This is a genomic window from Archangium violaceum (assembly GCF_016887565.1).
GTDB lineage: Bacteria > Myxococcota > Myxococcia > Myxococcales > Myxococcaceae > Archangium > Archangium violaceum_B.
Genome location: NZ_CP069396.1, coordinates 12,560,621 through 12,587,105, shown reverse-complemented (window position 1 = coordinate 12,587,105; position 26,485 = coordinate 12,560,621). Strand labels below are relative to the sequence as shown.

Here is a 26,485-nt window from a genome sequence, read left to right as displayed (position 1 = left end):
ACCTGAAGGAAAGAGAGGAACGCCATGCTGGAACGCTACCCGTATTACCTGGCCAACCGCCCGCGGCAGCCCAACGCGGACCTGGCCGTGACCGACAAGTATTCGGGCGAGGTCGTGTCGCGTGTCGCCCTCGCGGACGCGGGCGCCGTGGAGGAGGCCATCGCCGCCGCCGTGCGCGCGGCCGGCCCGATGCGGCGGTTGGCTCCGTACGCGCGGCAGGAAGTGCTCGAGCACTGCGTGCGTCGCTTCCGCGAGCGGGCCGAGGAGCTCGCGCTCGCGCTCTGCATCGAGGCGGGCAAGCCCCTGCGCGACGCGCGTGGCGAGGTCGCCCGTCTGATCGACACCTTCAAGGCGGCGGCCGAGGAGGCCGTGCGCGGCGAGGGCGAGGTGCTGAACCTGGAGGTGTCGCGGCGCGCGGCCGGCTACCGGGGCTTCACCCAGCGCGTGCCCGTGGGGCCGTGCTCGTTCATCACGCCGTTCAACTTCCCGCTCAACCTGGTGGCGCACAAGGTGGCGCCCGCCATCGCCGCGGGCTGCCCGTTCGTGCTCAAGCCGTCGGACCGCACGCCCGTGAGCGCGATGCTCATGGCCGAAGTGCTCGCCGAGACGGAGCTCCCCGAGGGCGCCTTCTCGGTCCTTCCGACGCGTCTGGAGGACGTGGGGCCGTTCATCGAGGATGACCGGCTGAAGCTGCTCTCGTTCACCGGCTCGGAGAAGGTGGGGTGGGAGCTCAAGGCGCGCGCTGGCCGCAAGAAGGTGGTTCTGGAGCTCGGTGGCAACGCGGCCTGCGTGGTGGACGGCGACCAGGGAGAGCGCCTGGACTTCATCGCGGACCGGCTGGCCCACGGCGCCTTCTTCCAGGCGGGGCAGAGCTGCATCTCGGTGCAGCGCGTGCTCGTGCACGAGGACCTGTATGGCGCGCTGAGCGAGCGGCTCGTCGCGCGGGCGCGGGCGCTGCGCGCGGGGAACCCCAGGGACGAGTCCACCACGCTCGGTCCCATGATCGACGAGCCCGCCGCACGGCGGCTGGAGGGGTGGATCCAGAGCGCGGTGGGGCGTGGGGCGCGTGTGTTGGCTGGGGGAGGGCGGCGCGGAGCGCTGCTCGAAGCCACCGTGCTGGAGGGAGTCCCCGCTGACGAGCCGCTGAGCGCGGAGGAGGCGTTCGGGCCGGTCGTGTTGCTCCAGCCCTTCCGCACGTTCGACGACGCGCTCCGCGCCGTGAATGACGGGCGCTACGGACTGCAGGCGGGAGTCTTCACCCAGGACCTGTCACGGGCGATGAGGGCGTGGGACGAGTTGGAGGTGGGGGGCGTCGTCGTGGGGGACGTTCCGAGCTTCCGCGTCGACACGATGCCCTACGGTGGCGTGAAGGGCTCGGGGCTGGGACGCGAGGGCGTGAAGTACGCCATCGAGGACATGACCGAGTTGCGGCTGTTGGTGTTGCGCCAGGGGTGATGCTCCGCGCCTGGCCTCAGCTCCGAGGCTTCAGAGCGTTCCCGGGGGAAAGGGCCTCACGGGGGCGTAACCCCCTGGGGAGAGATCACCCAGGTGCTCGAGCACCGAGGCATAGCGGGGATCGTTGGGTTTGAGGATGAACAGCGCTTCGCCCACGATCGCGCCCGGAGCCTTGGCGCGCATCCGTAGCTCCAGCGTACCGTCGAGCCGCAGGTGGGCCGAGCCCACGGGCTCGACGGGTTCGGGCTCGGGCATGCCCGGAGGGCGGGGCGGGATGCTCTTGATGGTCATGACGGGCACTCGCTGAGAAGGGAGGCGCCTGCGCTCGGGGAGGCTAGCACGTCACGCGGACTGCACGGCTGGGACTCGCCCCCCTTCGCCTCCTACCGTATGCCGGACCGGGATGAAGGGCATTTCCAGGGTGAACGTGGCACCACGCCCTGTCCCCTCACTGTGCACGCTCAAGGAGCCGCCCAGCTCCTGAGCCGCCAGGGCACTGGAGTGCAACCCGAATCCGTGCCCCTCTTCTCTCGTGGTGAAGCCATATTGGAAGATGCGCGTGAGCATCTCCGGCGCGATTCCCATCCCGTTGTCGTGGATGACGATGCGAAAGCGGTTGTCGGCGGCCTTCTCCAGCTTCACCGTCAGCAGCCGCTCACTCCGTGCCACCCCATCCATGGCGTACTTGGCGTTGCTCACCAGGTTCACCAGGATCATCAGCGTCTTGTGCTTGTCCGTCATCACCGGCGGCAACGGCTCCAACTGCCTCCGCACCTTCACCTGGTGCCGTACGAGCCCCGCCGAGTTGATTCTCAACGCGTCCTCCAGCAACTCCGCCAGCGACACCTGCTCCTGCATCCTCGGCGTCCTCGCGTAGTTCTGCTGCACCTTGACGATGTCCCCGATGTGCTCGGTGTACCGTCCCACGTCGTCCAGCAGCGTCACCACCTCCTTGCGCTCCTCCAGGAGGTTGTTGCCCAGCTTGCCCAGGAAGGGCCTCAGGTGCTTCCCCCGCTCGTCCCGCGTCAGGAAGCTGGCCAGGTCCTCGTTGTGCTCCTCCAGCAGGTGCGCCACCCGTCCCACGTGCTCCAGCTTCATCCCCATCACCCGCTCCTTGGCTACCTGGGCCGACGTGTAGACGCTGTTGAGCACGTTGCCCACGTTGTGCAGCACGTTGGTGGCGATCTCCGCCATGCCCGCCCGGCGCGCCGTCTGCACCAGTTGCTGGTGCACGTCCTTGAGCTCTCGTGTCCTCTCGTCCACCCGCTGCTCCAGCCCATCGTTGGCCTGCTTCAGCGCTTCCTCTCGCCGCTGCACCTCGTCGGCCATGAACTGGAAGGCTCCGGCCAGCTGCCCCAGCTCATCGCCGCGGGCCGTGTCCAGCGCCACCTTGAAGTCACCGCTCGCCACCTTGTCCGTGGCCTTCGTCAGCGCCAGCAGCGGCTGCGTTATCTGCTGCCGCAGCACCCGGTACATGATGACCAGTTCCACCAGCAGCGACAGGATGCCCAGCAGCAGCACGTAGCGCGCCGCGAAGAAGGCCGGCTGCGACACCACACGCTCGGGCAGCACCGTGACGAAGTTCCATCCGGGTCCCCTCAGCCGCGTCACGGCGAGGTGCTCGTCGTACTCCGGCAGCTCCAAGGTGGCCTGGTCGGACTGACGACTCTTCACCCGCTCGAAGAGGCCGCGCAGGTGGGCCGCGTCCTCCCGTGAGCCGAGGAGCTTGTCCGCGACCTCGGGCTGACTGGCGGCACTCAGGATGTTGTAGGCGACGGTGGCGCCCCGCGGCTTCAGCGAGGGATGAGCGATGAGCTGCCCATCGTCGCGGAAGAGCACGTTGTAGGCTCCGGGCATGTGGTCGTTGATGGTGCGGTCCATCAACTCGTCGAGCAGGACATCGTGCCCCACCGTCGCGACATGGCGCCCGTCCACATCCACCGGGGTGACGACCGAGCTCATCCAGAGGTTGGAGATGGTCTCCAGGAAGATGCCGGTCCAGCGGGTCAACCGCTGGGGGTTTTTCTCGGGCTGGGCCAGGGCGAAGTCCTCGTAGTCCGCGGGCGAGAAGTCAGGCGGCAGCTCCAGACTCCAGGTGGGAAGCGTCGGCCAGAAGCCCGCGATCGCTCCCTCCGGAAAGGTGACGTAGGTCGTCGTGAAGCGGACATGGAAGACGGGGGCGTACCAGGTGAGCACGTCGTACGCGGCCAGGATCCGGGTGCGTAAATCGTCATCGAGGACCACCTGGCGGGGAACGAAGAGCTGCACCATGCGCGTGCCATCGAGCTTCTCGCTCCGGCAGCGGACCGTGCCATCGGGCAGCCGCGTGAACAGGCTGTCGAAGCGCGCACGCACATCCTCCTGTTGGCCCTGGAGTGTATGAATCCTCTCCGCCAGCGTCTTCCTGAAGAGCGCATGGTTGTCCTCCGCCAACAGGAAGATGCCCTGCTCGCGCTGGGCCCGCTCCGAGACATGCTGCTGCAACTGCGCGAGCGTCTCGGCTCTCAGCGCGTGCAGCATGTGCAGGTAGCTGAAGAGCGTGGAGAGGGCGATGATGATCGCGATGCGCCCCCCCATCTTGAGGAGCGTCGAGCGGGCCAGCGGGGCGCGAGGGCCGGAAGATGGAGGCATGGGGAGGCGCGGGAGGAGGCAGGAGGTGGGTTGTGAACCCAAGGTGACACCCGCGGCCTCTCGAAAATTTCACCCAGGAAGATTGCAAGGGGTCGTCTGCCCGCGAGGTTTCTTCCGCCTCCGGGAAGACGTCACGGAACCCGGCGAGTACCCTTGAAGTGGGTCATGGGGAACCAGGCTCTCGTCGGAGGGGGAGCTCCAGCGTGGCCGTGGCGCCCTTGCCGGGGCCCTCGCTCTCCAGCGTGAGGCGCCCTCCCATCAACTGCGCCGCCAGCGCGCTCGCGTGCAGTCCGAAACCGTGGCCGTCCCTGCGCGTGGTGAAGCCGTGCGCGAAGAGCTTCTCCCGGACACCCGCCTCGATTCCCATGCCGTTGTCCACCACCTGGATGCGCGCGTGTCCATCCTTCGCGCTCAGCCTCACCTTCAGCTCCTTCTGCCCCTCCGGCAGCACCTCCAGCGCGTACCTCGCGTTGCTGATGAGGTTGATGAGGATCTGCAACACCTTGTGCTTGTCCACCTGCACCTTCGGTACCGCCGACACCTCCCGGAGGATGGTGACGCCGTGGCGCTTGAGTGCACCCAGCTGGATGCGCAGGGCGTCGTCCAGCAACTGCGACAGCTCGCACTCCACCTCCATGAGAGAGGTCTTCGCGTAGGTCTGCTGCACCTGCACGATGGCTCGGATGTGGTCGATGTGCCGGGCCATCGTCTCCACATCCCCCGTCAACTTCTCCTGCTCGCGCAACAGCTCGTCGGAGAGACTGGCGAGGTAGTCCGGAAGCTGGCTGCCTCGCGCGTCCCGGGTGAGGAAGTCCGCCAGGTTGCTCCGGTGCTCCAGGAGCAGGGCCGAGGTCTGCTTCACCCGGCTCACGCGCGAAGCGCCCACATGCCTGCGCATCATCTCGATGTTGATGACGGCACTGGTGAGCACATTGCCCACGTTGTGCAGCACGTTGGAGGCCACCTCCGTCATCCCCACCTCGCGTGCCGTATCCACCAGCCGGGCCTGGGCCTCCCTCAGCTCGCGCGTGCGCTCCTCCACCCGCTGCTCCAGCTCGTCGTTGGCCTGGCGCAGGGCCACCTCCGCCCTCCGCACCTCCGCGTACAACCGCGCGTTCTCGAGGGAGATGGCGGCCTGTGAGGCCAGGTGGCTCAGCAGCGAAGTGCGTGCCGGACTGAAGGCGTTGGTGGCCAGCTTGTTCTCCAGGTACAGCACTCCGGAGAACACCTCCTGCCGCATGAGTGGCAGGCACAGCACGGACCGGACCTCACCGCGCTGAAGGTACTCGTCGGACGAGAAGGGGTGCGGTTGGGAGGCATCGTCGATGCGCACCTGCTCGTGGGTGCGCTTGACGTAGGCGAGGAGCGTCCACGGCAGCTCCTCGGGATTGCCCTGTTCCGAGGCGGCCGCGAGCGAGAGGGTGTCCCCACTCGGCAGCAGCAGGGCGCCACGCTGGGCGCCCGCGTTCTCGGTGGCCACCTGCATCAGGGTGCTCGCCAGCCGCTCCAGGACGATTTCCCCGGAGATGGCCTGCTGCGCCTTCACCACCGTGAGCGCGTCTATCTGGGTCGAGTCCGTACTGGTGGTCGAGTCGTCCACCGCGTCTCGCGAGGGGGCCAGTCCGTCCCACCGGGCCTCCAGGTGCTGGACCTTGCCCCGGGCTCCCCACTGCTGGTACGCCGACCGGGCATCCCGAGCGAAGGCGAGGGCCACCGTCGGCGCCTGCCGCGCGCGCCAGAGGTTCGCCGCGAGCTCCGCCGCCAGGCCGACGTAATGGATGAAGCCGTTCTCACGGGCCAGACGGATGGCCTCTTCATACGCGCGGGTCGCTTCGTCCGACCGCCCCTCCAGGCGGGCCCACTCCGCGAACACCATCCGCTCGGGAGCTCGGAAGGTCTCGGGACAGACGTCCGCCCACTCGGCGATCTGCGCATGGTGCTGCTGGATGGCCTCGAGGGACTTCGCCCGTGCCTCCGCCCCCTGTCCCTCACAGCACGCGGCCAACGTCAGGGCCCGGTAGAAGTGGAAGTCCAGCATGTTGATGCTGATCTTCGTGACCCAGAGCAGCCCGCTCACCTTGTCCGCCGCTTCGAGCGCTTGCGCGTAGGCGCCGCACATGTAGCGGGACTTGAGCTTGACGATCCAATAGGTGCTGCGCAGGGCGCTCATGCGCGTGGATGTCAGGGACGCCTCGAAGGCGCTCTCGTCGAAGCCCTCCCCGCTCAGCGTGTCGAAGGAGAGCGAGCACCCGCGCATCTGCTGCACGTAGCGTTGGTAGATGAGGAGGACGTCCGGCGCATCCACGCTCCCAGCCCCGCGTGCGAAGTCGGCTCGCTGGGCCGAGTCCCGGTACACGTCATCCAGGTCGTGCCCCATGATGATGCGGTTGAGGATGATGGACATGACGCTGTAACAAGCCGTCAGGACATCACCTGCCTGGACCGAATGGCGGAAGGCGTCGAGGACGACCTCCTGCGTCACGGAGAAAGGCTGGCTCCAGTAGCTGATGTACTGCAGGCTGAAGAGGATATTGGGGCGCCGGTGGACCAGGTTGTAACGCTCGACGAGATCGCGAGCGAGTCTGCTCAGCGCATAACCCTCCCGGTACCGCTTGAAGAACGCGCCGACCATCACCCCCAGCCAGCCGAAGCCGGTCACGCAGGACTCCGTGAAACCGTGACGCACGGTGAGGGTGACCATCCGGCCCAGGACGATGATGAGCAGGTGGGGATGGGTGAGGTACGCCGGCGCGAAGAGCGAGGCCAGGACGCTCATCCTCACCTTCATGTCCGGATCGGCCATGGGTGGTAGGTCGACGAGGCGCTCGATGGGGCGCTCCCCGAGCAGCGCCCAGACCTCCTCCTGGAAGGCCGCCGCCTCCTCTGGAGAGGGGTTGGCGGGAATCGGCATGCCCAGCTTTTCCAGGCACTCCAGCAGGCAGTCGCGGGCATCCTGGAGCCGGCCCGTTCCCACGAAGACGTCGCCCTTCAACCGGTAGGCGGCCGCCATGTCCGCGTGGGTGCGTGCCCTGGGAAGGAGCTCCTCCACCAGGCGGCCCGCCTCGGCGGCATTGCCGCTCACGAGCTCGCACGTCGCCCTCTCGAGCTTCACCTGGAAGGCCAGGGCGGCATCCGTCTCCCACGGGTCTCCCGGGATGAGCGAGAACGCCCTGGTGAAGTAGGTGACTGCGGGGTGATGCGCGATGGAGGCCATCGCCTTCATTCCCGCCTCCGCGTTCAGCCTCGCCAGGTGCAGGCGCTCCTCGGGCTCCTGGATGAGCTCCACCCCGGCGTTGAGCTGGCTCACCACGTCGAAGAGCTTCTCGCCCAGCTCCTCGGGCGGGAGGCTCTCCAGCATCGCCCGGCCGATGCGCAGGTGGATGACCTTCCTTTCCTCCTCGGAGAGGAGGGCATGGGCCGCCTGGTGGATGCGATCATGGAGGAAGCGGTACTGCTCCGGTCCTCCTCGCATCAACAGGCCCTCCTGGAGCGCGGGCCCGAGCCCCTGCTCCACCTCGCCCACGTCCGCCATCTCCGAGAGGGTGCGCAACATGGACAGGGAAAAGACATGGCCCACGCACGCCGCCAGGTTGAGCAGACGCCGCACCTCCCCGGGCAGCTGGCGCAGCTTGCCCACCAGGAAGTCCACGACGTTGTCCGAGTAGCCCATGGCCCGGACACCCTCGGCGTTCCACTTCCACCCTCCCTCGGCCGTGCGGACCAGCAGCCCATCCTGGTCCAATGCCAGCATCAACTGGTTGAGGAAGAACGGATTGCCTCCCGTCTTCTCGCGCACCAGCTCGGACAAGGGGACCACGACCTCCCGCCCCGCGCCCGGCAGCGCATCCGCCACGAGTTGCTCCACCTGCTCCTGGCTCAGCGGCTCGAGCTGGAGGTCCGTCACCCGCGCGCCCGCTCTGGCCAACGCCGCGAGCGTCAGCATCAGCGGATGGGAGGGGCTGACCTCGTTGTCCCGGTAGGCCCCCAGCAGCAGCAGCGGTGGCGTCTCCGGGTGGGTGAGCAGGTGTTGCAGCAGCTGCAGGCTGGCCGTGTCCGCCCATTGCAGGTCATCCAGGAACACCACCAGCGGGTGCTCCGGCGTGGCGAACACGCCGAGGAACTCGCGGAACACCTGATTGAAGCGGCTGCGCGTTTCGGAAGGTGGCAGCGCCTCCACCGCGGGCTGCTTGCCCGCGATGAGCTCCAGCTGGGGGACGAGCTCCACCATGCGCCGGCCCTGGTCCCCCCAGGCCTCCTGGAGCCGCTCCCGCCACCGGGCCAGCTCCGTGTCGCTCCCCCCCAACAACTGCTGCACCAGCCCTCGAATCGCCCGCGCCAGCGTCGCGTAGGGAATGTCGCGCTGGAACTGTTCGAACTTCCCACTCAGGAAGAACCCACGCCGTTGCACCACCGGCTTGTGCAGTTCCTGCACCAGCGACGACTTGCCGATGCCCGAGTAGCCGCGCACCAGCATCAGCTCCGCCCGTCCTCCGTGGCGGACCCGCTCGAATCCCTCCAGCAGCGTGGAGACCTGGGCCTCTCTCCCATACAGCCGCTGCGGCAGGGTGAGTCTCAGGGGTACATCCCGGGCGCCCAACGGGAACACCTCGAGTGTTCCCTGGCGCATCCCCTCGCGGCACTTCTCCAGGTCCGCCTTCAGTCCCTCGGCGCTCTGGTAGCGCTCCTCGGCCGTCTTGGCGAGCAGCTTCATCACGATGGCCGAGAGGGAGGGCGGAATGGAGGGGAGGAGCTCGTGGGGGGGCCGCGGGTGCTGGGCCATGTGCGCGTGGAACCACTCGAGCGCATCGCGCGCCTGGAACGGACAACTCCCCGTCAGCAGCTCGTAGAAGGTGACTCCCAGTGAATAGAAGTCGGTGCGGTAGTCGACGAGGCGGTTCATCCGCCCGGTCTGCTCCGGCGACATGTACGCCAGCGTCCCCTCGATGAGAGGGGCGGGGGCGGCCTCCAGGTGCTCCACCCGCTGCAGCGTGGCCCCTCCGAAGTCGATGAAGCGGGTTCTTCCCGTCGGCTCGATGATGATGTTGGCCGGCTTGATGTCCTTGTGGATGACGCCGTGGCGGTGGATTTCCGCCAGGTTCGTCGCCAGGAGGAGGGCGAGCTCGAGGAAGCGCGGCACCTCCAGGGGCTGGCCCACGAGGTCGGTCAAGGGCTGGCCCTCCACCCTCTCCATGAGGAGCACGGGGCGCTCGTGCACCTGCTCGTGGGAATAGGGCTGGACAACGCCGCTCACGTCCCGCAGCCGTCGCAGGATGCCGTACTCCCGGCGATAGCGCTCGCGCTCGCGCGGGCCCGAGGAGGGGGTCGCGGGAGTCTTGATGATGACCGGCAGGCCATCGGCCTCACGCACCCCCTGGAAGAGCGCGTTCAAACCCGTGGCGCGGAGCGCACCGAGAATCTTGTATCCTGGGATCTCAAACATCATGGCTCGAGTCTGCGTGCCGTGTTCTTCGTCGGGAGCGTACAGCCGAAACCCTTCCCGGTAGAAACAACCCACGGCACCGGCCAACTACTCGCCCGGACCGGTCCGGACCCATGGCGTCAGGCCAGACCGTCGGCGTTCCTCACAGCACGGGTCGTGCGTGCCTGCTTCCCCCCCGAGGTGAGCAGCACTCGCAGCACCGCTTCGGGTGCCGCGGCATGGCTGCTCACGGAGGGCCGTGGTTCACGGCCTCGATGTTGTTGCCGTCCGGGTCCAACACGAACGCGCCGTAGTAGTGAGGGTGGTAGTGCGGTCTCTCTCCCGGCGCGCCGTTGTCCTTCGCACCGGCCTTCAGCGCCGCCCGGTGGAACGAATCCACCGCCGCCCGGTCCCTGGCGGTGAAGGCCAGGTGGCGGGGGGTGGCGGGCGTCTTCACCTCGATGATCCAGAAGATGCTCTTGCCGGGAGGGCCGAATGCGCACATCCGGCGGCCGGGGAACTCCGGGTCCCACGTCGCGGTCAACTCCTGCCCGAGGCCGTAGCCCAGCGGCTCGAGCACGGCCGCGTAGAACGCCTTCGAGGCGAGGTAGTCAGTTGCGTAGAAGCTCAGGTGGTCGATCATGGTGACGGCGTCATACCAGATGGGATGGAATTGACGTCTGTCGCAAGCCATTGCCGCCATGCCCGGCCGTGTCGTGCATGCTCCAGATTTCTCATCAATTGAAAACACCGAGCGGTCTATCTCGGGGAGGTCCCCCCCTTGTCCAGACTTCAATCTTGAAATAATGGATATCCTGGAATCGTATTAATTCATTGTTTTCAGGAGGAGTCCGGATGCTCCAACGCACCCTCATTGCCCTCGCCCTGTGCGGCGCGACCGCCTGCACATCGGTCGATGGCCCACCCGGCGAGCAGTCCGACGCGCGGCCCGGTCAGACGAAACAGGCCGTCGAGCCGCTCGACACTCCCTCCGAGGAGAACGCCATCCGTTTCCTCGAGCAGGCCACCTTCGGCCCGCGCCTCGCCAATGGCGTGAGCCCGCTGCCCCTCGACACCGTGGAGCGCGTGCGCTCCGTCGGCATCACGCAGTCCATCACCGACCAGATCAACGCCACCCGCTCCACGCTCGACGGTACGACGACGAGCAAGGACCTGGGCTCGCAGTTCTTCACCAACGCCGTCACCGGGAAGGATCAGCTCCGGCAGCGCGTGGCGTTCGCGTTGAGCCAGATCTTCGTCGTCTCGCAGAGTGGCATCCCCGACTCCCAGTCCACGCCCGAGTCGGAGCCCAAGGTCGCGATGGCGGGGTACCTCAACCTGCTGTCCACGCAGGCCTTCGGTAACTTCCGCCAGCTGCTGGAGGCGGTCACGCTCCATCCGGCCATGGGGAACTACCTCGACATGGTGAACAACCGGGCGTTCACCACGTCCGGCAAGGCCATCGAGCCGAACGAGAACTACGCGCGTGAGATGCTCCAGCTCTTCACCCTGGGCCTCTTCAAGCTGAACGAGGACGGCACCGAGAAGGTCGACTCCACGGGGGCGCCCATCCCCGCGTACACCGAGGCCCAGGTGCAGGCGTTCGCGCGGGCCCTCTCCGGATGGACCTATGGCAATGCCGCCGGGTGCCCGACGGTGGGCCGCAACAACACGGCCAACTTCACGCTGCCGATGGTTGGCTGCGACGTGAACCATGACTCCACCTCGAAGACGCTCCTCCGGGGCGCGGTGACGACCGCGGGCGGGAGTGCCACGCTCCACCTCAAGGAGGCGCTCGACAACGTCTTCGCCGATCCGAACCTCCCGCCGTTCATCTGCAAGCAGCTCATCCAGCACCTCGTCACCAGCAACCCGACGCCCGCGTACGTCCAGCGGGTGGTGAACGTCTTCAAGAACAATGGCTCGGGTGTGCGCGGAGACCTGCGCGCGGTGGTGCGGAAGATCCTGGAGGACGACGAGGCGCGCGGCCCCCAGGCGCCGCTGGGGCAGTACGCCACCTATGGACACCTGCGGCCGCCCGCGCTGTACATCACCTCGCTCGTCCGGTGGTTGAACGGAACGCTCGACACGGCGGAGGGCAAGGATCCGGGCGCGAAGCTCAACGCGTGGAGCCGCGCGCTCGGCCAGTACGTGCCCCGGCCGCCCTCGGTCTTCAGCTACTATCCGCCCAACGCACCGGCGCCCGGTGGGAGCGGACTGCTCGGCCCCGAGTTCGCCATCCTCGACACCGCGACGGTCGCCGCGCGCGCCAATGTCGTGCACGAGCTGCTCTTCTCCACCGCCCCCGCCACCGCGGGCGTCATCGTCAACCTGGACACGCTCCCGTCCGACCCGAACGACCTGGTGCTCTGGCTCAGCCGTTACTGGCTGCACGACACGATGTCGTCGGAGCTCCAGCTCGCCATCTACGGCGCCATCACCGACACGCGCGCCAGCACCGTGGCTCAGAAGAAGAAGCTCGCCGTCTACCTCACGTCGCTCTCCCCCGAATTCCAGATCCAGAGGTGAACCCATGTCCATGTCACGACGCCAGTTCCTCCGCGGCGCCTCCAGCACCCTGGGTTTCCTCGGAGCGGCCGCGACCCTTCCCCGGTGGATCAGCCAGGCGCACGCCTCCACCCTCACCGGCTACGCGGGCTACCGCGCGGCGGTGTGTGTCTTCCTCCTGGGCGGCAATGACAGCAACAACGTCCTGGTCCCCCTGACCGCGGGTCCCTATGAGCAGTACCGTCAGGCCCGGCCCAGCATCGCGCACACCCTGGACGAGCTGCGGGTCATCAACCCCATCGGGAAGGCCGCCGGCTCGTTCGGCCTGCACCCCGCGCTCACGAAGCTCCAGGCGCTCTTCGAGCAGGAACAGGCCGCCTTCGTGTGCAACGTGGGGCCGCTCGTCCTGCCGATGCGCAAGACCGACTACACGTCGAGCGCGGTGGCCCGGCCGGACAACCTGTTCTCGCACAGCGACCAGCAGGATGCCTGGGCGAGCGCCATCGCCAACCCCACCACCGCCGCGTTGCCCCTGGCGCTCATCGGCAAGGTCACCGGGTGGGGCGGCCGGACCGCGGACAAGATCGCCAACCTGAACCCGGGCGAGTACCCCGAGGTGGTCTCGTTCGGGGGCAAGTCGCTCTTCGCAGCGGGCGGGACCCGGCAGCCCATGATGGTGGCCTCGAGCGGCTCGCTCGCGTTCCGGACGACGGGCAACGCCAATTTCGATGCCCTCACGCAGGAGTCGCTCTCCAAGGTGTTGGCCCTCGACAACGGCGCGGCCCTCGAGGAGGCCTACGGCACGGTCTTCAGCACGGCGAAGACCTTCGCCACTTCGCGGACCGCCGCGCGCGCGGCCGCCTGGGATGCGCTCCCGCAGGCGACGCGCGAGAAGATCGACGCCCTGTTCGTGCCTCCCACCACCGGGAGCTCGGGCTGGACGCTGCACACCCAGCTCTATCAGGTCCTCCGTGACCTGGTGGCGGGGGCGACGGCCACGGCGAGCGGCGGACTCGGCCTCAAGCGTCAGGTGTTCTCCGTGGGCTTCGGCAGCTTCGATACCCACGTGGGTCAGGACACGACCCATAACTCCCTGCTCACGCAGCTCGACTTCGCGCTCGACGCCTTCCACCAGGCCATGGCCCTGCTCAAGGCGGAAGCCGTCTTCGGTTCGAGCCCCCCGCAGGCCACGCTCTTCACGATGAGCGATTTCGGCCGGACCCTGGTGGAGAACTCCGACAAGGGGACGGATCACGGCTGGGGGAGCCACATGCTCGTGCTCGGGGACCGCGTCCTGGGGCGCCGGCTCTATGGCACCTTCCCCAACCTGGACATGTCGAGCGGCGCGGCCAACAACCTCGACAGCATCGACAGCCGGGGGCGCTGGATTCCCACGCTGACGGTGGAGCAGTACGCCTACACCCTCGCGTACTGGCTGGGCCTGTCGACCACGGCGGAGCGTGACTACGTGTTCCCGAACTTCGCGGGTTATCTCGCCGCGGCGACCTCGGGCGGCTTCCCAACGCTCGCGCGGACGGCACGGATCGGCTTCATGATGCCGGACGCGTAGGCGCCACGGCCCCCGCCGCCGCACACCCCATGCGAGGCGGGGGCTGGTCTGGGGTAGGCTCGGTCGCTCATGGGAAGAGGACCCCCAGCATGAGCCGACCGCCCCCCGCGCGTGTCGCCCCGATCGTCGTGGGCGACCTCCAGTACGGTGACACCCGTGGATACAATTCGAGCTCCCTGGCCGTCATCGATGCCCGGTCGGGCCAGCGGCTCAGGAGCATCGAGCTCTACCGGTATGAGCTCGTGCCGCACCTCGAGACCGACGTGCAGGACGTGTTCTTCACCTCGATGAAGCTGTCGGACGATCGGAAGGAGCTGCTCGTCGAGAACGCCCGGGGTCATCGCTTCGCGGTCAATCTCGCCTCCGAGAAGGTGCGTGAGCTGAATCATCCGTGCGAGCTGAAGCTGCTGAGCACGGCGAAGCAGGCACGGCGGTGGCAGGTCCTGGTCGAGCTGTCGACCACCCACACGACCGGCCGCGGAACCTTCTCGCTGGACCGCATCAGCTTCGGGGATTCCGAGGGCCTGATGAACGACCTGTTCGAGGTCACCTGGATGGTGGATGGGAAGGAAGTTCCCTACCGGGGAGAGATGGTCAAGCGGGCTCCCCCTGATCATTTCGTGGAGCTCGCGCCTGGAATGCGCCACGAAGTGCGCATCGACCTCGGGAATGACTATGCCTTTCCCGAGGCAGGAGGCGTATTCAGGATTCGATACAGGCATCACAACCACTTCTCGCCTGACGATGTCGACCTGTACTCGAACGTGATTTCCGTCGAGCTCGCCGTCGGTCGAGGCAGCAAGCCGATCCCATCGTGATGAGAGGGACGGGCGCAGACAGGCCTGTGCGTGGCGAGGAATACCGGCACCGCTGTCCGTAGGATTCGAGCGGGCTCCCTGTTGCTCGTTCGGCTTACGTCACACGGGAGAGTTGCTCCATGACCTCGCGCATCGTGGGCCGCGGAGAGGGCTTCTTGTTCAGCATCCTGCCGAGGAGTTCGCGGGTGGTGGTGGGCACGGAGTTGGCGAGCAGGTCGAGGCGAGGTGGCTCCAGGAGGTGGAGGTACATCAAGTCTTTCTGCTGCTCGGCGAGGAAGGGCAGCCTGCCCGTCAGCATCTGGAAGAAAAGCACGCCCAGCGCATAGACATCAGCCTTGGGGGTGACCGCCTTGGATTGGATCCACTGCTCCGGGGCCATGTAATCCCATGTCCCCAGGAGCGCGCTGCCTCCCGTTGAGACGGGCAAGGAGGAGAGGGTCTTCGACTCTCCACCGGGGTGAGGCATCGCTTCGCCAGGGAGAACCTTGGCGAGCCCAAGGTCCGCCAGCTTGACATCCAAGGGAGTGAGTTCCTCCCGGGGCAGCAGGACGTTGGCCGGCTTCAGGTCGCGGTGGACGATGCCGCGGTTGTGCAGCGCGGCCAGTGCCTCGGCGAGCTGTTGTGTGATGCGAGCAGCGGTTGACGGGGAGAGCGGACCTCCCGCGTGCATGAGCACCTGATGGAGGTCCACGGGTAGCCACTCCAGGACCATGAAGGGCGAACCCCCTCCGGGCAGGGTCCCATACGCGAAGAGCGTTACGATGCGCTCATGTCGCAGGTGTTCGAGCGCACGCGCCTCGTTGAGGAAGCGTGCGACTAGCTCCTCGTTCGCGCACCACTCCAGGGACAGGACTTTCACCGCGACGGGATTCCCGTCGAGCCCGTGACGAGCCTCGTACACCTCGCTCATGGCCCCGATTGCCGCGAGACGGACGATCTCGTGACCCTCGATACGGAACCCCGGTGAAAGCCTGGTCATCTCACGTTCCTGTCTGGGAGGTGCTACGTGGTGGAGGATGTCGGACGGAGGGCCTGGAGACGGTCGATCCAATGGAGCATGTCGCGTAGCTCGTCCGCGCAGTCCGGGTACTGGGCGATGAGCGCGACGGGTTCCAACTTCTCCCCCGTGTCACGTCGCCGGAGATAGTCGAGCAGGGCGACGGCGGAGTCCCTCTGGAGGGCGGATTCGCTGGAGGGTTCCCTGGGAGGCGGACCCGCGTCCTCCACCATGCGAGTCCTCAGCGTCTTTACTCCACGCTTCAGGAGCCCCGCCACGGCTGGCTCCGTCTTCTCGAGATGCCGTGCGACCTCGGCGACTGGGAGTTCCTTCAGGTAACAGAGCGAGATTGCCTCGCGTTGGTCGTCGGGGAGCTCATAGAGGTGTGTGAGGAGCAGGCGCCACTCCTCCCGGAAGGCGGAGGCCTGGCTTGGGCTCCTCACAGGTGTGGGCATCGCCAGCGCTTCGGAATCCTCCAGGGGAACGGTATTGAGTGTGTCCCGCTTCTTCCGCCGCGCATGCCGTACCTGCTGCACCTTCCTGCTGCGGAAGACGCTCTGGAGCCAGGCGAGCCATTCGGCCTCGGTGGTTCCCTTGAAACTGGAGAACGCGCCGAACGCGCGCAGCGCCGTGTCTTGCACCATGTCCGACGGACGAGCGACATCCGGTCGTGCTCTGGCGCCGCCCTGGGATGCCCACTCGCCGAGCTGCTTCCGGCACCTATCGAAGAGCTCCTCCAGCGCGTCCTTATCTCCGGCGCGCGCCCTGCGGAGCAGCTCTTCCACGGATATCCCCGACAATGCTTCGTGTCCCATGCCCTGGCGATTCTACTCATTCACCGCGTGCCCGGCATCACTGCGAGGGGAAGTCCTTTCCAAAGGCGCGGACGAGCGGAGCACTGGTGTTGGTCCTTCGCGCCTCGTCCAACCATCCACTCAGTTGGTCGAGGCTTTGGGAGAACTCCTGCATCTGCTGGTTCGTCATGCGCGCGAACACGTCATCGTTGGGCGCCTTGGGGAACTGAAGGGAGAGGCGAGGAACGTAGCGCATGAGCGACGTATCCCACGTCTGGCTGAAGCTTCGCCGGATGGAGCTCACCAATGCGGCGGTCGCCGCGAGGTCGTCGTAGCTGGTGTCGTAGTACCCGGCTTTCGTGGGTTGGAACCAGCGGTAGGCGGCAACGGTGAGGCTCAGGCCCGTGGGCGCCGCATGCCCTTCACTGGAGAAATGCACGTCCTTCCAGCGTTTCAGATAGCGGATGACGCGACGGAACTGGTTGGCATCCTCTCCCGCGAACCTGCTCTCGACGGCCTGGATGAAACCCTTGCGATCGTCAGGCTGCCACTCCTGCTGCTCCTTGGCGGAGTGTTCCTTGCCGAGCGCCAGGTACAGCGTGTTGGAGTACGGCTCCTTCGCCATGATGGCGAGGTCGACGTGATAGATGGCCTCACCAGCCTGCTGGTAGTACACGGTGATGCACGGGCGCCGCCACTCCACGCGTGTGGTGTGACCGGACACGGCCTTGTACACCCATCGTTTGACCTCGACAGGGCTGTACGACCGGTAGCTGACATCGAACAAGAGCCCGATGTCGATGTCGTAATCGCCATTGAGGGGCTTGATACCCGTTCCCATGGCGTAGCTGCCCTGATTGAACACCTCGAAAGAGGGAGATCTCGGCAGGTTGTCGCGAAGCCGCTTGATGATGCGGTCGCGTTTCTCGACGAGCTCCGCGTTCTCGTCGAGGCGCTTCAACTTGATGGCTTCGTGGAACCGCTGGAACAGTGACTGGATCGACATAGGAACTCCTTTCAGGAATCTTCAGGAAGAGGGTTCAACGCACCGTCTGTTCGAAGGCCGCGCGCAGGACCTCACGGATCTGCTTCCCGTCGCGCATCCGCACCCCATCGAGCAGTTCGTCGATGGAGAAGTCGTAGCGTGCTCCGTGCCGGTAGAGACGGCCCTCGTGGTAGAGGGCGAGCTCGGGGATGTTCATACGAGCGGCGTCGAGGGCGAAGAAGACGCGTTCATCGCGGGGGAGCACGGTGGGCCCGGCCAGTTCGATGATGGGGCGCTGGGCGAGGAGCGAGAGGACGAAGTCGAGCGTCGTCTTCTGTCCCTTCCCGGCCCCATGCTCCAACAGCAGGTATTGCCAGTACCAGATGAGGTATCGGTTGAGACGGCGGATCTGGATCTCCCGAGAGGGCTGGCCGTCATCGTTGAACGCCCACATGGTCTCGGTCGCGACCCGGATCAGCTCCAGGAAGAACTCCTGCGGGTCTTCGACTTCGGGCGGGTTCTGCTGCTCCGTGAGCACGTACTCGTACAGCATCGCCCACACGTCCGCGTGGTAGTCCATTTCCTCGAGAACCTTGGGGAAGCGACCGATCTCCTTGCTCGACGTGCTGGTGAGCCCTTGCGGCCCACGATGTGCCAGCTCATGCAGGACGAGCATGCGCAGGGCGCGCTCACGTCGGGTGTCGTCCGGGTGTCTCTTCGCGAGCCGTGCCAGCCAGTGATCGTCGAGCTGCCAGACACGGAGGGTGTGGAGATAACGGAAGCTGTCCTCGATCATCCGGGTCTCGACATCCACCTTCGTCTTGAGTAGCGGCGTCTCGTGCAGGGCAGGCATGTGCAGCCAGTGGGAGGAGAACCCCGGGTGTCCTCCGGGTTTCGGAAAGAGGCCCGTGAGCCAGTTGGGGGCGGGGTTTCTCTGCTCCGCCAGTGCGCGGCCCATCAGGCGTTTGAGTTCTCGCGCCAGCTGCTCGCGATCCCTCGTGGCCCGTGCTTTCTCTTCCTCCGTGAGGGGCTCGAGCTCGGGTTGACTCGGACCATTCACGAGCACCGCAGGCACGTGGTATGGCTCGTTCTCCGTGTTGCGCGCGTACTGATAGGTCTGCACGGCCGGGTGCATCGTCTTGCTGATCTGCGCGCCGAGCAGGAGCGCCATCCCCGGCTGCACGGAGGCGAACAAATGGACGCGCTGAATGCCCGGAAACCTGTCGCCAATGGCGTCCAGGGTCTCGCGGAACGCGCGGGCGACCTCTTGCATCTCCTCCAGGCGGGAGAAGGCGTCCTCCGCGGGCCGCTCCAGCTCGATGTCGATATCCACCAATGGCTTGGGAATCACGCGCAGCGTCGCCTTCGGGTCGACGAGGTGTGATGTCGAGACCCGGATGACGGCTTCACCCGGTGAGTTGTCCCTGTAATCCAACGGACGGACCGGCTTGAGGCGGGCGGGCGGTCTCCCTGGCTCGGAGAGCCACCCCCAGAGCCGCCGCGTGTGGTGGTGCGGGATGACTTCCACTCCCTGCCAGGTCTCGAGCAGGAAACCGAGGTGGACCGTGAGCGGAATGGGCGAGGAGCCGAAGTAGATGATGCGGTAGTCGGGGTGTTTGTCCCGGAGGGGAACGAGCTCCTTGCGCACCCGCTCCTCGAGTGCGCGCTGTGTCGCCCCCCAGTCGCGCGTTCGGACGGCCTGCCGCGCAAGCTCCACCACGTCCAGATCGACCGTCAGCCGGGGGAGCGCCTTGTAGGCCTCCGGGAGCGCATCGACCATGTCCTTCGGTGTGACGCTGAGCTGCTCGGGTTGGGAGAGGAGGATGAGCCCGCTGGGAGTCGTGTCGTTCGTCTCGTGCATGAAGATCCGGCCCAAGAGGAAATGGGTTCCTGATCTCCATGGACGCCATCCGCGGAAGGATCGAGCGCGACCGGATTCTTTTTTATTTTTCCGGGCGCCGGCTCAAGGGCACGCCAGGGACTGGAAGCGGACGTCCTCGCTGTCCCTGCCTACAAAGTCGTTCACCAGCGCACACCGTTCGGTGTGCAGCCGTTCGGCGCGGTCGTGGTCACCCAGAGCGCGAGCCAACTGCTCGTCCCCGCGCAGGGCCTGAATCAGAACCAGGGCATAGCGCTTGTTCACCTGTTCGCCCTCGAGCAGCTTCCGTCCCAGCTCCTGCGCCTCACGGTAGTGCCCGGTTGCTGCGCCCCGTTGAGCTTGTGCGGTTTCTACCTCTGCGAGCTCCACGAGTATCCGGGCCAGGGTCCAGGTGAGAAGTCCATCCCCTGAATTGTGGGCGACAAGGTCACGTCCCAAGCTCAGGGCTCGGGTGAGATGGGCCTCGGCCGCTTGCAGGTCTCCTGATCTGTGGGCTGTCTCGCCGCGCGAGCAGAGCGCGTCCGCCAGGAGGGACATGTCATAGGATTTGTCGGACTGAGCGCTGTTCCGTTCGAAGAGAGCGATGGCTCGATCGTACTGTGATGCGGCGGCATCCACCCGGCCAAGTGCGAGTTCCAGCTCAGCAAGCTCGGAGTAACTCGTCGCGAGGGTCCGCCGGTAGTCCATGAGGTCGCTGTCGCCTTGGTGACCGGTGGGCGGACGCTCGAAGAGCTTGATGGCTTCGTTGAAGTGGCCGCGAGTCGCCTCCCACTGGCCCCGTGCCAACGCGACCTTCCCTCGCTTCGAGTGATTCAATCCAAGCTGGAACACCAAGCCCTCGTCCGCGGGGTTGCGTGCGAGACCCTTTTGAATCTCCTTCAGCCCATCGAGCAGGAATGCGTCGGTCCGTGCCAACGAATCATCCCAATAGGCGAGATCGCCGCGCCGGTGCCAGGTCTTGATGAGCATCATCCGCACCGGGAGCTTCTCTCGCTCCTGCTCCGGGAGCGATGCCAGGGTCTTGTCGTGCTGCTGCTGCATCGACCGGCGTATGTCGAGAGTGTGGAGGAGTCTGCCGAGATCCCAATCCGCGTTCGAGATGAACTGCTCCGTATCATTAAGGAGCTGCTGGAGGCGCTCCTCGGCACGCTTTTGCTCCACCTCGGCGTGTTGTTGTGCCCGAGTGGCCCGGACGGCGCTGAATGCAATGGCCGCCATTGCGGCAACCGAGGCGAGTACGAGTGCCCGCTTGAGCCAGGTGTGCCGCCGCTCGAGCCGTTGCGCGGCGTCGAGGAAGCGCACCGCGCGGTCACTCGTCACCCGCGTGGCGTGGCTTCGCTGACGTGCGAGGCCCGTGTGCTCGCGGTAACGCGCGAGCAGGGAGCCCGAGGGAAGCCTCTCCGATGGGTAACCCTCCAACTCCCAGTCATGCGCGGCGACCTCCAGATCCGAGTGCCATTCGAGCAGCGCACGCTCGTCCTCGATCCAGCCCACGATGGACGGCACCTTCTGGAGCAGGGTCTCGTGAACCAGATCGACGCGCTGTTGGTCTGGGTCCAGCCCCGCGGAGAGCACCACGAGCCGCAGGTCCTGCTGCGCTTCCCCCGAGGAACTCGTGCGCATTCCGGACAGCCGCATCAGCACCTGCTCCGCCAGTTCATCACCACCCGCCGCCGTGAACACTTCCCGTCTCGACCGGGGGCGGCGGGTGTCCGGGACACCACGGCCGACCTGTACGAGCTCGAGGAGGAGCCATTTCGCACGCTCGCGCCCCTCGTCTCCAAGTCCATCGAGGAGCTGCTCGGCCTGCCTCGCCAACGCACCCCCCACGCCTCCGAGCTGCTCGTAGCGCTCGTGGGTGAGGAGAGCGCCGCTGCGCGATGACCAGAGTCCACGGAGTGTATGGCCGAGGAGTGGAAGCTGACTGCCTTCGCTCCTGGCCTCGCGAACCATTCGCTCCGGCAGTCCCTCGGAGAGCCGCAACCCGGCTCGTTGGGCCATTCCCTGGATGACCTGGGTCAACGCCTCTTCCTCCATGGCGCGCAGGTGGTAGCGGGCCGCCTGGTTGAGCTGGCGCGCGAGGCGGGGGAGTTGCTCCAGGCGATGGATGAAGTCGCTGCGCAGGGTCGTGAGCAACCGCAGGGGAGACTCTGGCGCGGCGAGCGCGGTGGACACGAGCGCATCGAGCTGGTGGCAATCCTCGGCCCCGAGCGTGAAGAGTTCTTCCATCTGTTCGAGAACCAGCAGGAAGCAGCACCCAGCAGGAGTGTGAGTCGTCACCAGTGCTCGGAGCGCATCGGGGCCCGTGCGAAGGGTGCGCTCGATGTTCTCCGGGGTCTGGTCGAAACCGGTGCCTGCGTACGCCGCGACGAGTGCCAGTGCCAGGCTGCGCAGGGGGTCGTAGGATGGCCGCATGCTGGCGGCCCGCCATCGCTGCTCGCCCTGGGAGGGACTCTCCTTCAATCGCGGTAGGAGACCCGCCTGGACCAGGGAGGACTTCCCCACTCCACTCGGACCTTCGAGCTGAACCCAGCGCCGTTCGCCCGTACGCGCCTGCTCGAGCAGTTCCAGCAGCTCGTCGAGCTCCACCTTCCGGCCGAAGAACAGTTCGGCCTGTGCTTCCGTGAAGGGCGCGAGCCCGGGGACAGGACACTCGTCCCGCTCGCTCTCCCATGCCCGGCCCAGCATGTCCCGGCACCGGAGCATCGTTGGCCGTTGCGCCGGCTCCTTGGCGAGCATGGAGGCGATGAAGGTGGAGAGCGCACCAGGTAGTGCCGGCGCGAACTCCTGAAGGGGTGGCGGCTCCTCGTGCACATGCATCGAGATGACCTCGATGGCCTCGTTGGAGACGAATGGCGGCCTTCCTGCGAGGAACTCGAAGAGGAGCACACCCAGCGCATAGACATCCGCGCGGCCATCGACCTCCGCCGCGTTCCGGCATTGCTCGGGGGCCATGTACGTGGCGGTACCGATGAAGATCGGTGCCACGGTCTGGACCTGCGTATCCATGCGCGCCCCATCCGCGGACGGTGGCACCTTGGCGATACCGAAATCCAGCAGCCTGGTGCGGTAGCCGGGAGCGACGCTCTCGTCTGGGCAGAGGAAGACGTTCTCAGGCTTCAGGTCCCGATGGACGATTCCCTTCGCGTGGACGTCGACCATCACGTCTGCGATCTGCCGACCCAGCGCCAGTGATGCCTTGAGCGGCGCGGGACACGGTTGGCGCCGCATCCACTCGCGCAAGGAGAGGCCTTCGAGGAGCTCCATCGCGAGGTAGACGGTGCCGTCGTCGAGCTGGTCACAGTTCAACACGCGTACGACGCCAGGATGCTCGAGTTGCGCGAGGGCTCGTGCCTCTTGGAGTAATCGGGCGACAAGCTGCCGATCCCCAGCCGCTGCCGGCGAGAGAATCTTGAGCGCGACCTTCTGGCCCATACGCTCGTGGACTGCGGCGAAGACCTGCCCCATGCCGCCGCTGCCAATCAGACGTACCAACCGATAGGGGCCGAGGTGGTCGCGGGGAAGCTCCATGCGTCCTTCGGTCTACTCCGCAGTCACGCCGTGCGGAAGTCCACTCACCCGCATAGTCGGTTCACTGGGCAGTGAATTTGATACCTTCTCGGTGCACCTGCGACGAGAGCCGTTGCTTACTCAAGGCGAGGCGGATAACTTGTGCCTGCACCGGTTCACGCGGTGCTCTCATGGCCTACCGCTTCTAGAGAACCCGGGCATTACCACGGCTACCCTGACGGCGCGACCCGCGTCTGTCGGTTGGGTTTTCGAAGCGTTCGTTCCCCTTCACGGTCACGCGGTGCGTCTCGCGCCTCGCCTCCGAGAGGAGCATTCCATGCCAAGCTCACCCCTTCCTTCCATTCAAGAGATGTCGGTCGCTCGTCGCGAGTCCGGTCCCTACGGCATCACGCAGGGTCCCGACGGCGCGCTGTGGTTCACCCTCGTCCATGACGGGCAGATCGGACGCCTGTCCCTCGATGGCCACCACGTGTGCCATCCGCTGGACTCCCCGTCCTGCGGCCCGTGCATCATCACTCCGGGGCCCGACCGGGCGCTCTGGTTCACCCGCTCTCGGGATCATCGGATCGGACGGATGACCACCGACGGAGAAGCCACCTCGTTCCCCGTGCCCACGCCGGGCTGCGGCCCGTTCGGCATCACGTCCGGCCCGGACGGCGCGCTGTGGTTCACCGAGATGCACACCGACAAGATCGGCCGCATCACGACGGATGGCTCCATCACCGAGTTCTCGCTGCCCACGAAGGGCGCCTTCGCGTCGGCGATCACCTCCGGTGCGGATGGAGCGCTCTGGTTCACGCTGAACCAGGCTCATGCCCTTGGCCGTATCACGGTGGAGGGCGACGTCTCGATTCACCCGCTCCCCACGCCCGCCGCCGCCCCGGTGGGCATCACCCGCGGTGCCGATGGCGCGATCTGGTTCGTGGAGATTGGCGCGGGTCAGATCGGAAGGATGGGGATGGATGGCCGCATCCAGGAGTTTCCGCTTCCGGATCGCCTCGCGAAACCTCATGCGATCACAGCCGATCCCACCACCGGGGGATGTTGGTTCACCGAGTGGGCCGGCAACCGGCTCGGGCACATCACTCCCGCTGGCGAGATTCAGGAATACGACCTGCCCACTCCTGCCTCGGAGCCGCACGGTCTGGTGCGGGGCCCGGATGGCTCCATCTGGGTCGCGTTGGAGCTGGGGAAGCTCCTGTGCCTCGCACCTTGACCGCCTGCCCTCGGGGCCTCGTTCAATGAGTCCCGGCTCCAGGATGGCCGGATGCTTCATCCTGGGGCTCGGGCCGTTCGTCCGAGGTGGGCCGCTGCCGCTTCAGCTCGGCCTCCGCGGCCCGTGCGAGTCGCTTCTGCAGCTCCGCTTCCGCCTGGGCCTCCTGAGCGCGGAGCCGCATCTGTTGTTCGCGGGCGCGCGCCTCCGCGGCTTCCCGGCGCGCCTCCTCGGCCTCCTGCTCCGCCGCTTCGGCTTCCCGGCGCGCCTCCTCGGCCTGTCGGGTGGCCTCCGCCTCGCGTTGCTCGGACTGCCGCCGGGCTCCCGCCTCCTCCTGGAGCTTGCTCCAGAGCCACAAGGCCACGGCCCCGAGCGCCAGCAGCCACCCATTGCCCGACGAATCTTCCTCCTTCGTGTCTTCCCACCGTGAGTGGTCTCGGTACGACCCACGATGTCCCCTGTAACGCATGCGGACTGTCCCTCCTTTGGACCTCCTATTTCACCAGCCGGGTCTGACATGGCCGGTCCACGAGGGACTCACCCCGCGGGGAGGCGTCCGCCCTCGACAAGGGCCCTATCGTCCGATGCGGCACATGGGCCACACCGGGCTCGGGAACACCGAGAGGTCCGCGTGTGGTAATTTCAGCTCGCAGTCTCTCGCCACAGGGGGCGTTCCATGAAAATCCTCGACTCCGTGCGCAACGCGGTCGGTGCCGCAGCCGAAGCAGCCAGGCGCACCGCCGAAGCCGCGAAGAACTCCGGCTCGCAGGCGGAGAAACCCGCGGCCGACACCCAGCGCCGCATGGACGAGCTCACCGGCCGCACCAGCTCGTTCGAATCGTTGCCGAAGATGGCCCGGGCGTCGATCGACATGGGCGAGCTGGAGAAGGGCCGCGACAACTCCGCCATCGGCGAGGAGCTCGCGCGCAAGGCAATTGGCACACCCAACGACGTGAACGACGCCGTCCGCCAGCTTGGCTACTTCTCCCGGGATGATGTCTCGCTCGGGCTCTCGTCGAAGCTGAGCGATGAGCAGCTCAAGCAGCTCGCCGGGACGTCCGAGGGAAAGCAGCTGCTCGAGCGCATGAAGACCGAGATGGGGGAGGGCTGGACCAGCTCGGAGGAGCAGGCGCAGATCGCCCGCATCGACAGCGCGCTGAGCACCGCCCCGACGGCGTCGGTGGGCGATGCGAAGAAGGCCGACCCGAACAGCAACCTGCCCAGCGAACTGCAACCCGGCAACGCGATGACGGAGCACGATCCGGTCAAGGTCGACGGTCGCAACGTCCGCTTCTACAAGACCGGAGAGAACGTCACCAAGGTGCCGGACGACGCGCTCGACATTCCGCCCGAGAAACAGGCGGAGATCCGCGGGAAGCAGGAGGCGTTCGTCGCGGAGATGAAGTCGAAGCTTCCGGCCGGGACGAAGGTCGACAACCCGCCGACGCTCGAGCAGGCGCAGAAGTACTTCCAGGCGATCGCCGGCAAAGGCACCGCGGCGGACGTCGAGAACGTCCGCAAGAAGTACGGCGAGTTCCTCACGGACTTCTACGTGCACGCGGGCCAGGGGGTCGACTGGGGAGCGGGCAAGAACCTGGCGAACAACCTCGAGAAGTCGTTCGCCGATCAGCCGCGGCTCAAGGACGGGCGGCAGGTGATCGACTGCGAGGGCTTCGCCGCGCTCACCGAGCGCGTCCTCGGCCCGATCCAGGATCCGGCGACGAAGAAGCCGATGTTCGAGCTGATGCAGTCGGCCACCGACAACCACGCCATCACCGGCGTGTTCCGCCGCGGCGACCCGTTCAACAAGCCGTTCATGGTGAGCAACGACAGCGTGACCCCGATTCCCGACCACGCGATGGAGAACGCGAAGAAGCTCGCCAGGCCGGGCCAGACCGAGAGCGCCGAGAAATTCATGCTCAAGGAGCTGGTCTACGACGAGGTCAACGGCGGGCACGAGAAGCGGCTCGAGCAATCCAAACAAGGCAAGGAAGAGCGCCCGGCGATCGAGGCCGGCCGCCGCTTCGACGACCGGAAGAAGTTCTTCTAGCGGTTCAGCACGCGGGGCTGGTGCGCCCGGCGGTCCTCACGTCGGGCGCTTCCACCTTCGCCCCACTCAGAAGGTGACGAAGTGGGGGGACCGCGGCGTCGGGCCAAAGAAGTCGGGGTAGAGCCCCGGTAATACTCTCCAAAAGTCAGGCCAGCGCCGCGCTCGAGTGCCGCAGTCCGGCGTACTGCAATCCGGCGAAGACGGCGACCGCCAGGGCCTGTACCCCGGTGAAGAGGTAGCCCCAGAGCGTCGGCGCGACCCACCCGGTGGTCAGGAGCAGGAGGCTGTCGATGGCCCACAGCAGGTTGTAGCCCACGATTCCCCAGACGAGCGGACGCGGGACGCGGGGCCGCAGGGCGAGGTACACCAGCAGGGCGGCGAAGGGGAGCAGGCTGATGCCCGCCGTCCGCAGCAAGGTGCTCTGCAGCCCGAGCACCTGGCTCAAGGGGCTGGCGGCGGCGAACATCAGGGCGCCGGTGGCACCACTGATGACTCCGTCGGCGAGCAGTGCACGGCTCAGCAGGGTCTGGGAAACGGGCGTTGCGTTCATGTGAGGATCCTCCGTCTGGGTTTCGTTTGCTTCGAGACCCAAGGTGCGCCGCTCACGTTCCGGTGTCGATTACGTGGGAGGTAAT

At 66.7% G+C, this 26,485-nt stretch carries 17 protein-coding genes; 6 read left to right on the top strand and 11 right to left on the bottom strand.

What is annotated here, in order from left to right:
- Positions 1-24 precede the first annotated feature (24 nt).
- Positions 25-1,455, top strand: coding sequence for an aldehyde dehydrogenase family protein (locus JRI60_RS50255; RefSeq protein ID WP_204223254.1), 1,431 nt, complete (start codon positions 25-27; stop codon positions 1,453-1,455).
- A gap of 30 nt (positions 1,456-1,485) precedes the next feature.
- Here JRI60_RS50255 and JRI60_RS50250 read toward each other — a convergent pair whose 3' ends face one another.
- From JRI60_RS50250 to JRI60_RS50235, 4 genes are all read right to left on the bottom strand, one after another.
- Positions 1,486-1,746, bottom strand: a complete 261-nt coding sequence (locus JRI60_RS50250; RefSeq protein ID WP_204223253.1) for a hypothetical protein — start codon at positions 1,744-1,746, stop codon at positions 1,486-1,488.
- Positions 1,747-1,797: 51 nt separating this feature from the next.
- Entirely contained in the window at positions 1,798-4,086 is a 2,289-nt protein-coding gene (locus JRI60_RS50245; protein ID WP_239470206.1) for an ATP-binding protein, read from the bottom strand.
- A 163-nt stretch (positions 4,087-4,249) separates the two neighbouring features.
- Positions 4,250-9,526, bottom strand: a complete 5,277-nt coding sequence (locus JRI60_RS50240; RefSeq protein WP_204229448.1) for a trifunctional serine/threonine-protein kinase/ATP-binding protein/sensor histidine kinase — start codon at positions 9,524-9,526, stop codon at positions 4,250-4,252.
- Positions 9,527-9,752: 226 nt separating this feature from the next.
- Positions 9,753-10,148, bottom strand: a complete 396-nt coding sequence (locus tag JRI60_RS50235) for a VOC family protein (RefSeq protein ID WP_204223252.1) — start codon at positions 10,146-10,148, stop codon at positions 9,753-9,755.
- A 212-nt stretch (positions 10,149-10,360) separates the two neighbouring features.
- Between JRI60_RS50235 and JRI60_RS50230 the strand changes: the two genes are divergently transcribed.
- The 3 genes from JRI60_RS50230 to JRI60_RS50220 all read left to right on the top strand — a co-directional run bounded on the left by JRI60_RS50230 (position 10,361) and on the right by JRI60_RS50220 (position 14,401).
- Positions 10,361-12,034 (top strand): DUF1800 domain-containing protein, encoded by a 1,674-nt coding sequence (locus JRI60_RS50230; RefSeq protein ID WP_204223251.1) that lies wholly within the window; start codon positions 10,361-10,363, stop codon positions 12,032-12,034.
- A gap of 4 nt (positions 12,035-12,038) precedes the next feature.
- Positions 12,039-13,583: a DUF1501 domain-containing protein gene (locus JRI60_RS50225; protein WP_204223250.1), complete on the top strand. Its 1,545-nt coding sequence runs from the start codon at positions 12,039-12,041 to the stop codon at positions 13,581-13,583.
- A gap of 89 nt (positions 13,584-13,672) precedes the next feature.
- Entirely contained in the window at positions 13,673-14,401 is a 729-nt protein-coding gene (locus tag JRI60_RS50220) for a hypothetical protein (protein ID WP_204223249.1), read from the top strand.
- Positions 14,402-14,495: 94 nt separating this feature from the next.
- On the opposite strand, the gene JRI60_RS50215 is transcribed toward JRI60_RS50220, so the two are convergent.
- The 5 genes from JRI60_RS50215 to JRI60_RS50195 form a co-directional block, all read right to left on the bottom strand.
- On the bottom strand, positions 14,496-15,380 hold the full coding sequence (locus tag JRI60_RS50215; protein ID WP_239470205.1) for a serine/threonine-protein kinase: 885 nt from the start codon (positions 15,378-15,380) through the stop codon (positions 14,496-14,498).
- Between the two features lie 23 nt (positions 15,381-15,403).
- On the bottom strand, positions 15,404-16,213 hold the full coding sequence (locus tag JRI60_RS50210) for a sigma-70 family RNA polymerase sigma factor (RefSeq protein ID WP_204223248.1): 810 nt from the start codon (positions 16,211-16,213) through the stop codon (positions 15,404-15,406).
- A 37-nt stretch (positions 16,214-16,250) separates the two neighbouring features.
- Positions 16,251-17,198, bottom strand: coding sequence for a nucleotidyltransferase domain-containing protein (locus JRI60_RS50205; RefSeq protein ID WP_204223247.1), 948 nt, complete (start codon positions 17,196-17,198; stop codon positions 16,251-16,253).
- Positions 17,199-17,232: 34 nt separating this feature from the next.
- Positions 17,233-19,053, bottom strand: a complete 1,821-nt coding sequence (locus JRI60_RS50200; protein ID WP_204223246.1) for an SAVED domain-containing protein — start codon at positions 19,051-19,053, stop codon at positions 17,233-17,235.
- Between the two features lie 87 nt (positions 19,054-19,140).
- Complete coding sequence (locus JRI60_RS50195) at positions 19,141-22,524, bottom strand: protein kinase domain-containing protein (protein ID WP_239470929.1); 3,384 nt, start codon at positions 22,522-22,524, stop codon at positions 19,141-19,143.
- A 412-nt stretch (positions 22,525-22,936) separates the two neighbouring features.
- Here JRI60_RS50195 and JRI60_RS50190 point away from each other — a divergent pair, with 412 nt between their 5' ends.
- On the top strand, positions 22,937-23,803 hold the full coding sequence (locus JRI60_RS50190) for a virginiamycin B lyase family protein (protein WP_239470204.1): 867 nt from the start codon (positions 22,937-22,939) through the stop codon (positions 23,801-23,803).
- A 22-nt stretch (positions 23,804-23,825) separates the two neighbouring features.
- Here JRI60_RS50190 and JRI60_RS50185 read toward each other — a convergent pair whose 3' ends face one another.
- The gene (locus JRI60_RS50185; protein WP_204223244.1) at positions 23,826-24,269 is read right to left on the bottom strand and encodes a hypothetical protein; all 444 of its coding nucleotides are present in this window, start codon (positions 24,267-24,269) and stop codon (positions 23,826-23,828) included.
- A 207-nt stretch (positions 24,270-24,476) separates the two neighbouring features.
- Here JRI60_RS50185 and JRI60_RS50180 point away from each other — a divergent pair, with 207 nt between their 5' ends.
- Complete coding sequence (locus tag JRI60_RS50180; RefSeq protein WP_204223243.1) at positions 24,477-25,850, top strand: hypothetical protein; 1,374 nt, start codon at positions 24,477-24,479, stop codon at positions 25,848-25,850.
- Positions 25,851-25,995: 145 nt separating this feature from the next.
- Here JRI60_RS50180 and JRI60_RS50175 read toward each other — a convergent pair whose 3' ends face one another.
- Entirely contained in the window at positions 25,996-26,400 is a 405-nt protein-coding gene (locus JRI60_RS50175) for a hypothetical protein (protein WP_204223242.1), read from the bottom strand.
- Positions 26,401-26,485: the final 85 nt, after the last annotated feature.

Excerpts from the sequence above, each read along its gene's own strand:
- JRI60_RS50255 (WP_204223254.1), top strand. The coding sequence starts at position 25 with ATGCTGGAACGCTACCCGTATTACCTGGCCAACCGCCCGCGGCAGCCC.
- JRI60_RS50250 (WP_204223253.1), bottom strand. The coding sequence starts at position 1,746 with ATGACCATCAAGAGCATCCCGCCCCGCCCTCCGGGCATGCCCGAGCCC.
- JRI60_RS50245 (WP_239470206.1), bottom strand. The coding sequence starts at position 4,086 with ATGCCTCCATCTTCCGGCCCTCGCGCCCCGCTGGCCCGCTCGACGCTC.
- JRI60_RS50240 (WP_204229448.1), bottom strand. The coding sequence starts at position 9,526 with ATGTTTGAGATCCCAGGATACAAGATTCTCGGTGCGCTCCGCGCCACG.
- JRI60_RS50235 (WP_204223252.1), bottom strand. The coding sequence starts at position 10,148 with ATGATCGACCACCTGAGCTTCTACGCAACTGACTACCTCGCCTCGAAG.
- JRI60_RS50230 (WP_204223251.1), top strand. The coding sequence starts at position 10,361 with ATGCTCCAACGCACCCTCATTGCCCTCGCCCTGTGCGGCGCGACCGCC.
- JRI60_RS50225 (WP_204223250.1), top strand. The coding sequence starts at position 12,039 with ATGTCCATGTCACGACGCCAGTTCCTCCGCGGCGCCTCCAGCACCCTG.
- JRI60_RS50220 (WP_204223249.1), top strand. The coding sequence starts at position 13,673 with ATGAGCCGACCGCCCCCCGCGCGTGTCGCCCCGATCGTCGTGGGCGAC.
- JRI60_RS50215 (WP_239470205.1), bottom strand. The coding sequence starts at position 15,380 with ATGACCAGGCTTTCACCGGGGTTCCGTATCGAGGGTCACGAGATCGTC.
- JRI60_RS50210 (WP_204223248.1), bottom strand. The coding sequence starts at position 16,213 with ATGGGACACGAAGCATTGTCGGGGATATCCGTGGAAGAGCTGCTCCGC.
- JRI60_RS50205 (WP_204223247.1), bottom strand. The coding sequence starts at position 17,198 with ATGTCGATCCAGTCACTGTTCCAGCGGTTCCACGAAGCCATCAAGTTG.
- JRI60_RS50195 (WP_239470929.1), bottom strand. The coding sequence starts at position 22,524 with ATGGGGCAGGTCTTCGCCGCAGTCCACGAGCGTATGGGCCAGAAGGTC.
- JRI60_RS50190 (WP_239470204.1), top strand. The coding sequence starts at position 22,937 with ATGTCGGTCGCTCGTCGCGAGTCCGGTCCCTACGGCATCACGCAGGGT.
- JRI60_RS50185 (WP_204223244.1), bottom strand. The coding sequence starts at position 24,269 with ATGCGTTACAGGGGACATCGTGGGTCGTACCGAGACCACTCACGGTGG.
- JRI60_RS50180 (WP_204223243.1), top strand. The coding sequence starts at position 24,477 with ATGAAAATCCTCGACTCCGTGCGCAACGCGGTCGGTGCCGCAGCCGAA.
- JRI60_RS50175 (WP_204223242.1), bottom strand. The coding sequence starts at position 26,400 with ATGAACGCAACGCCCGTTTCCCAGACCCTGCTGAGCCGTGCACTGCTC.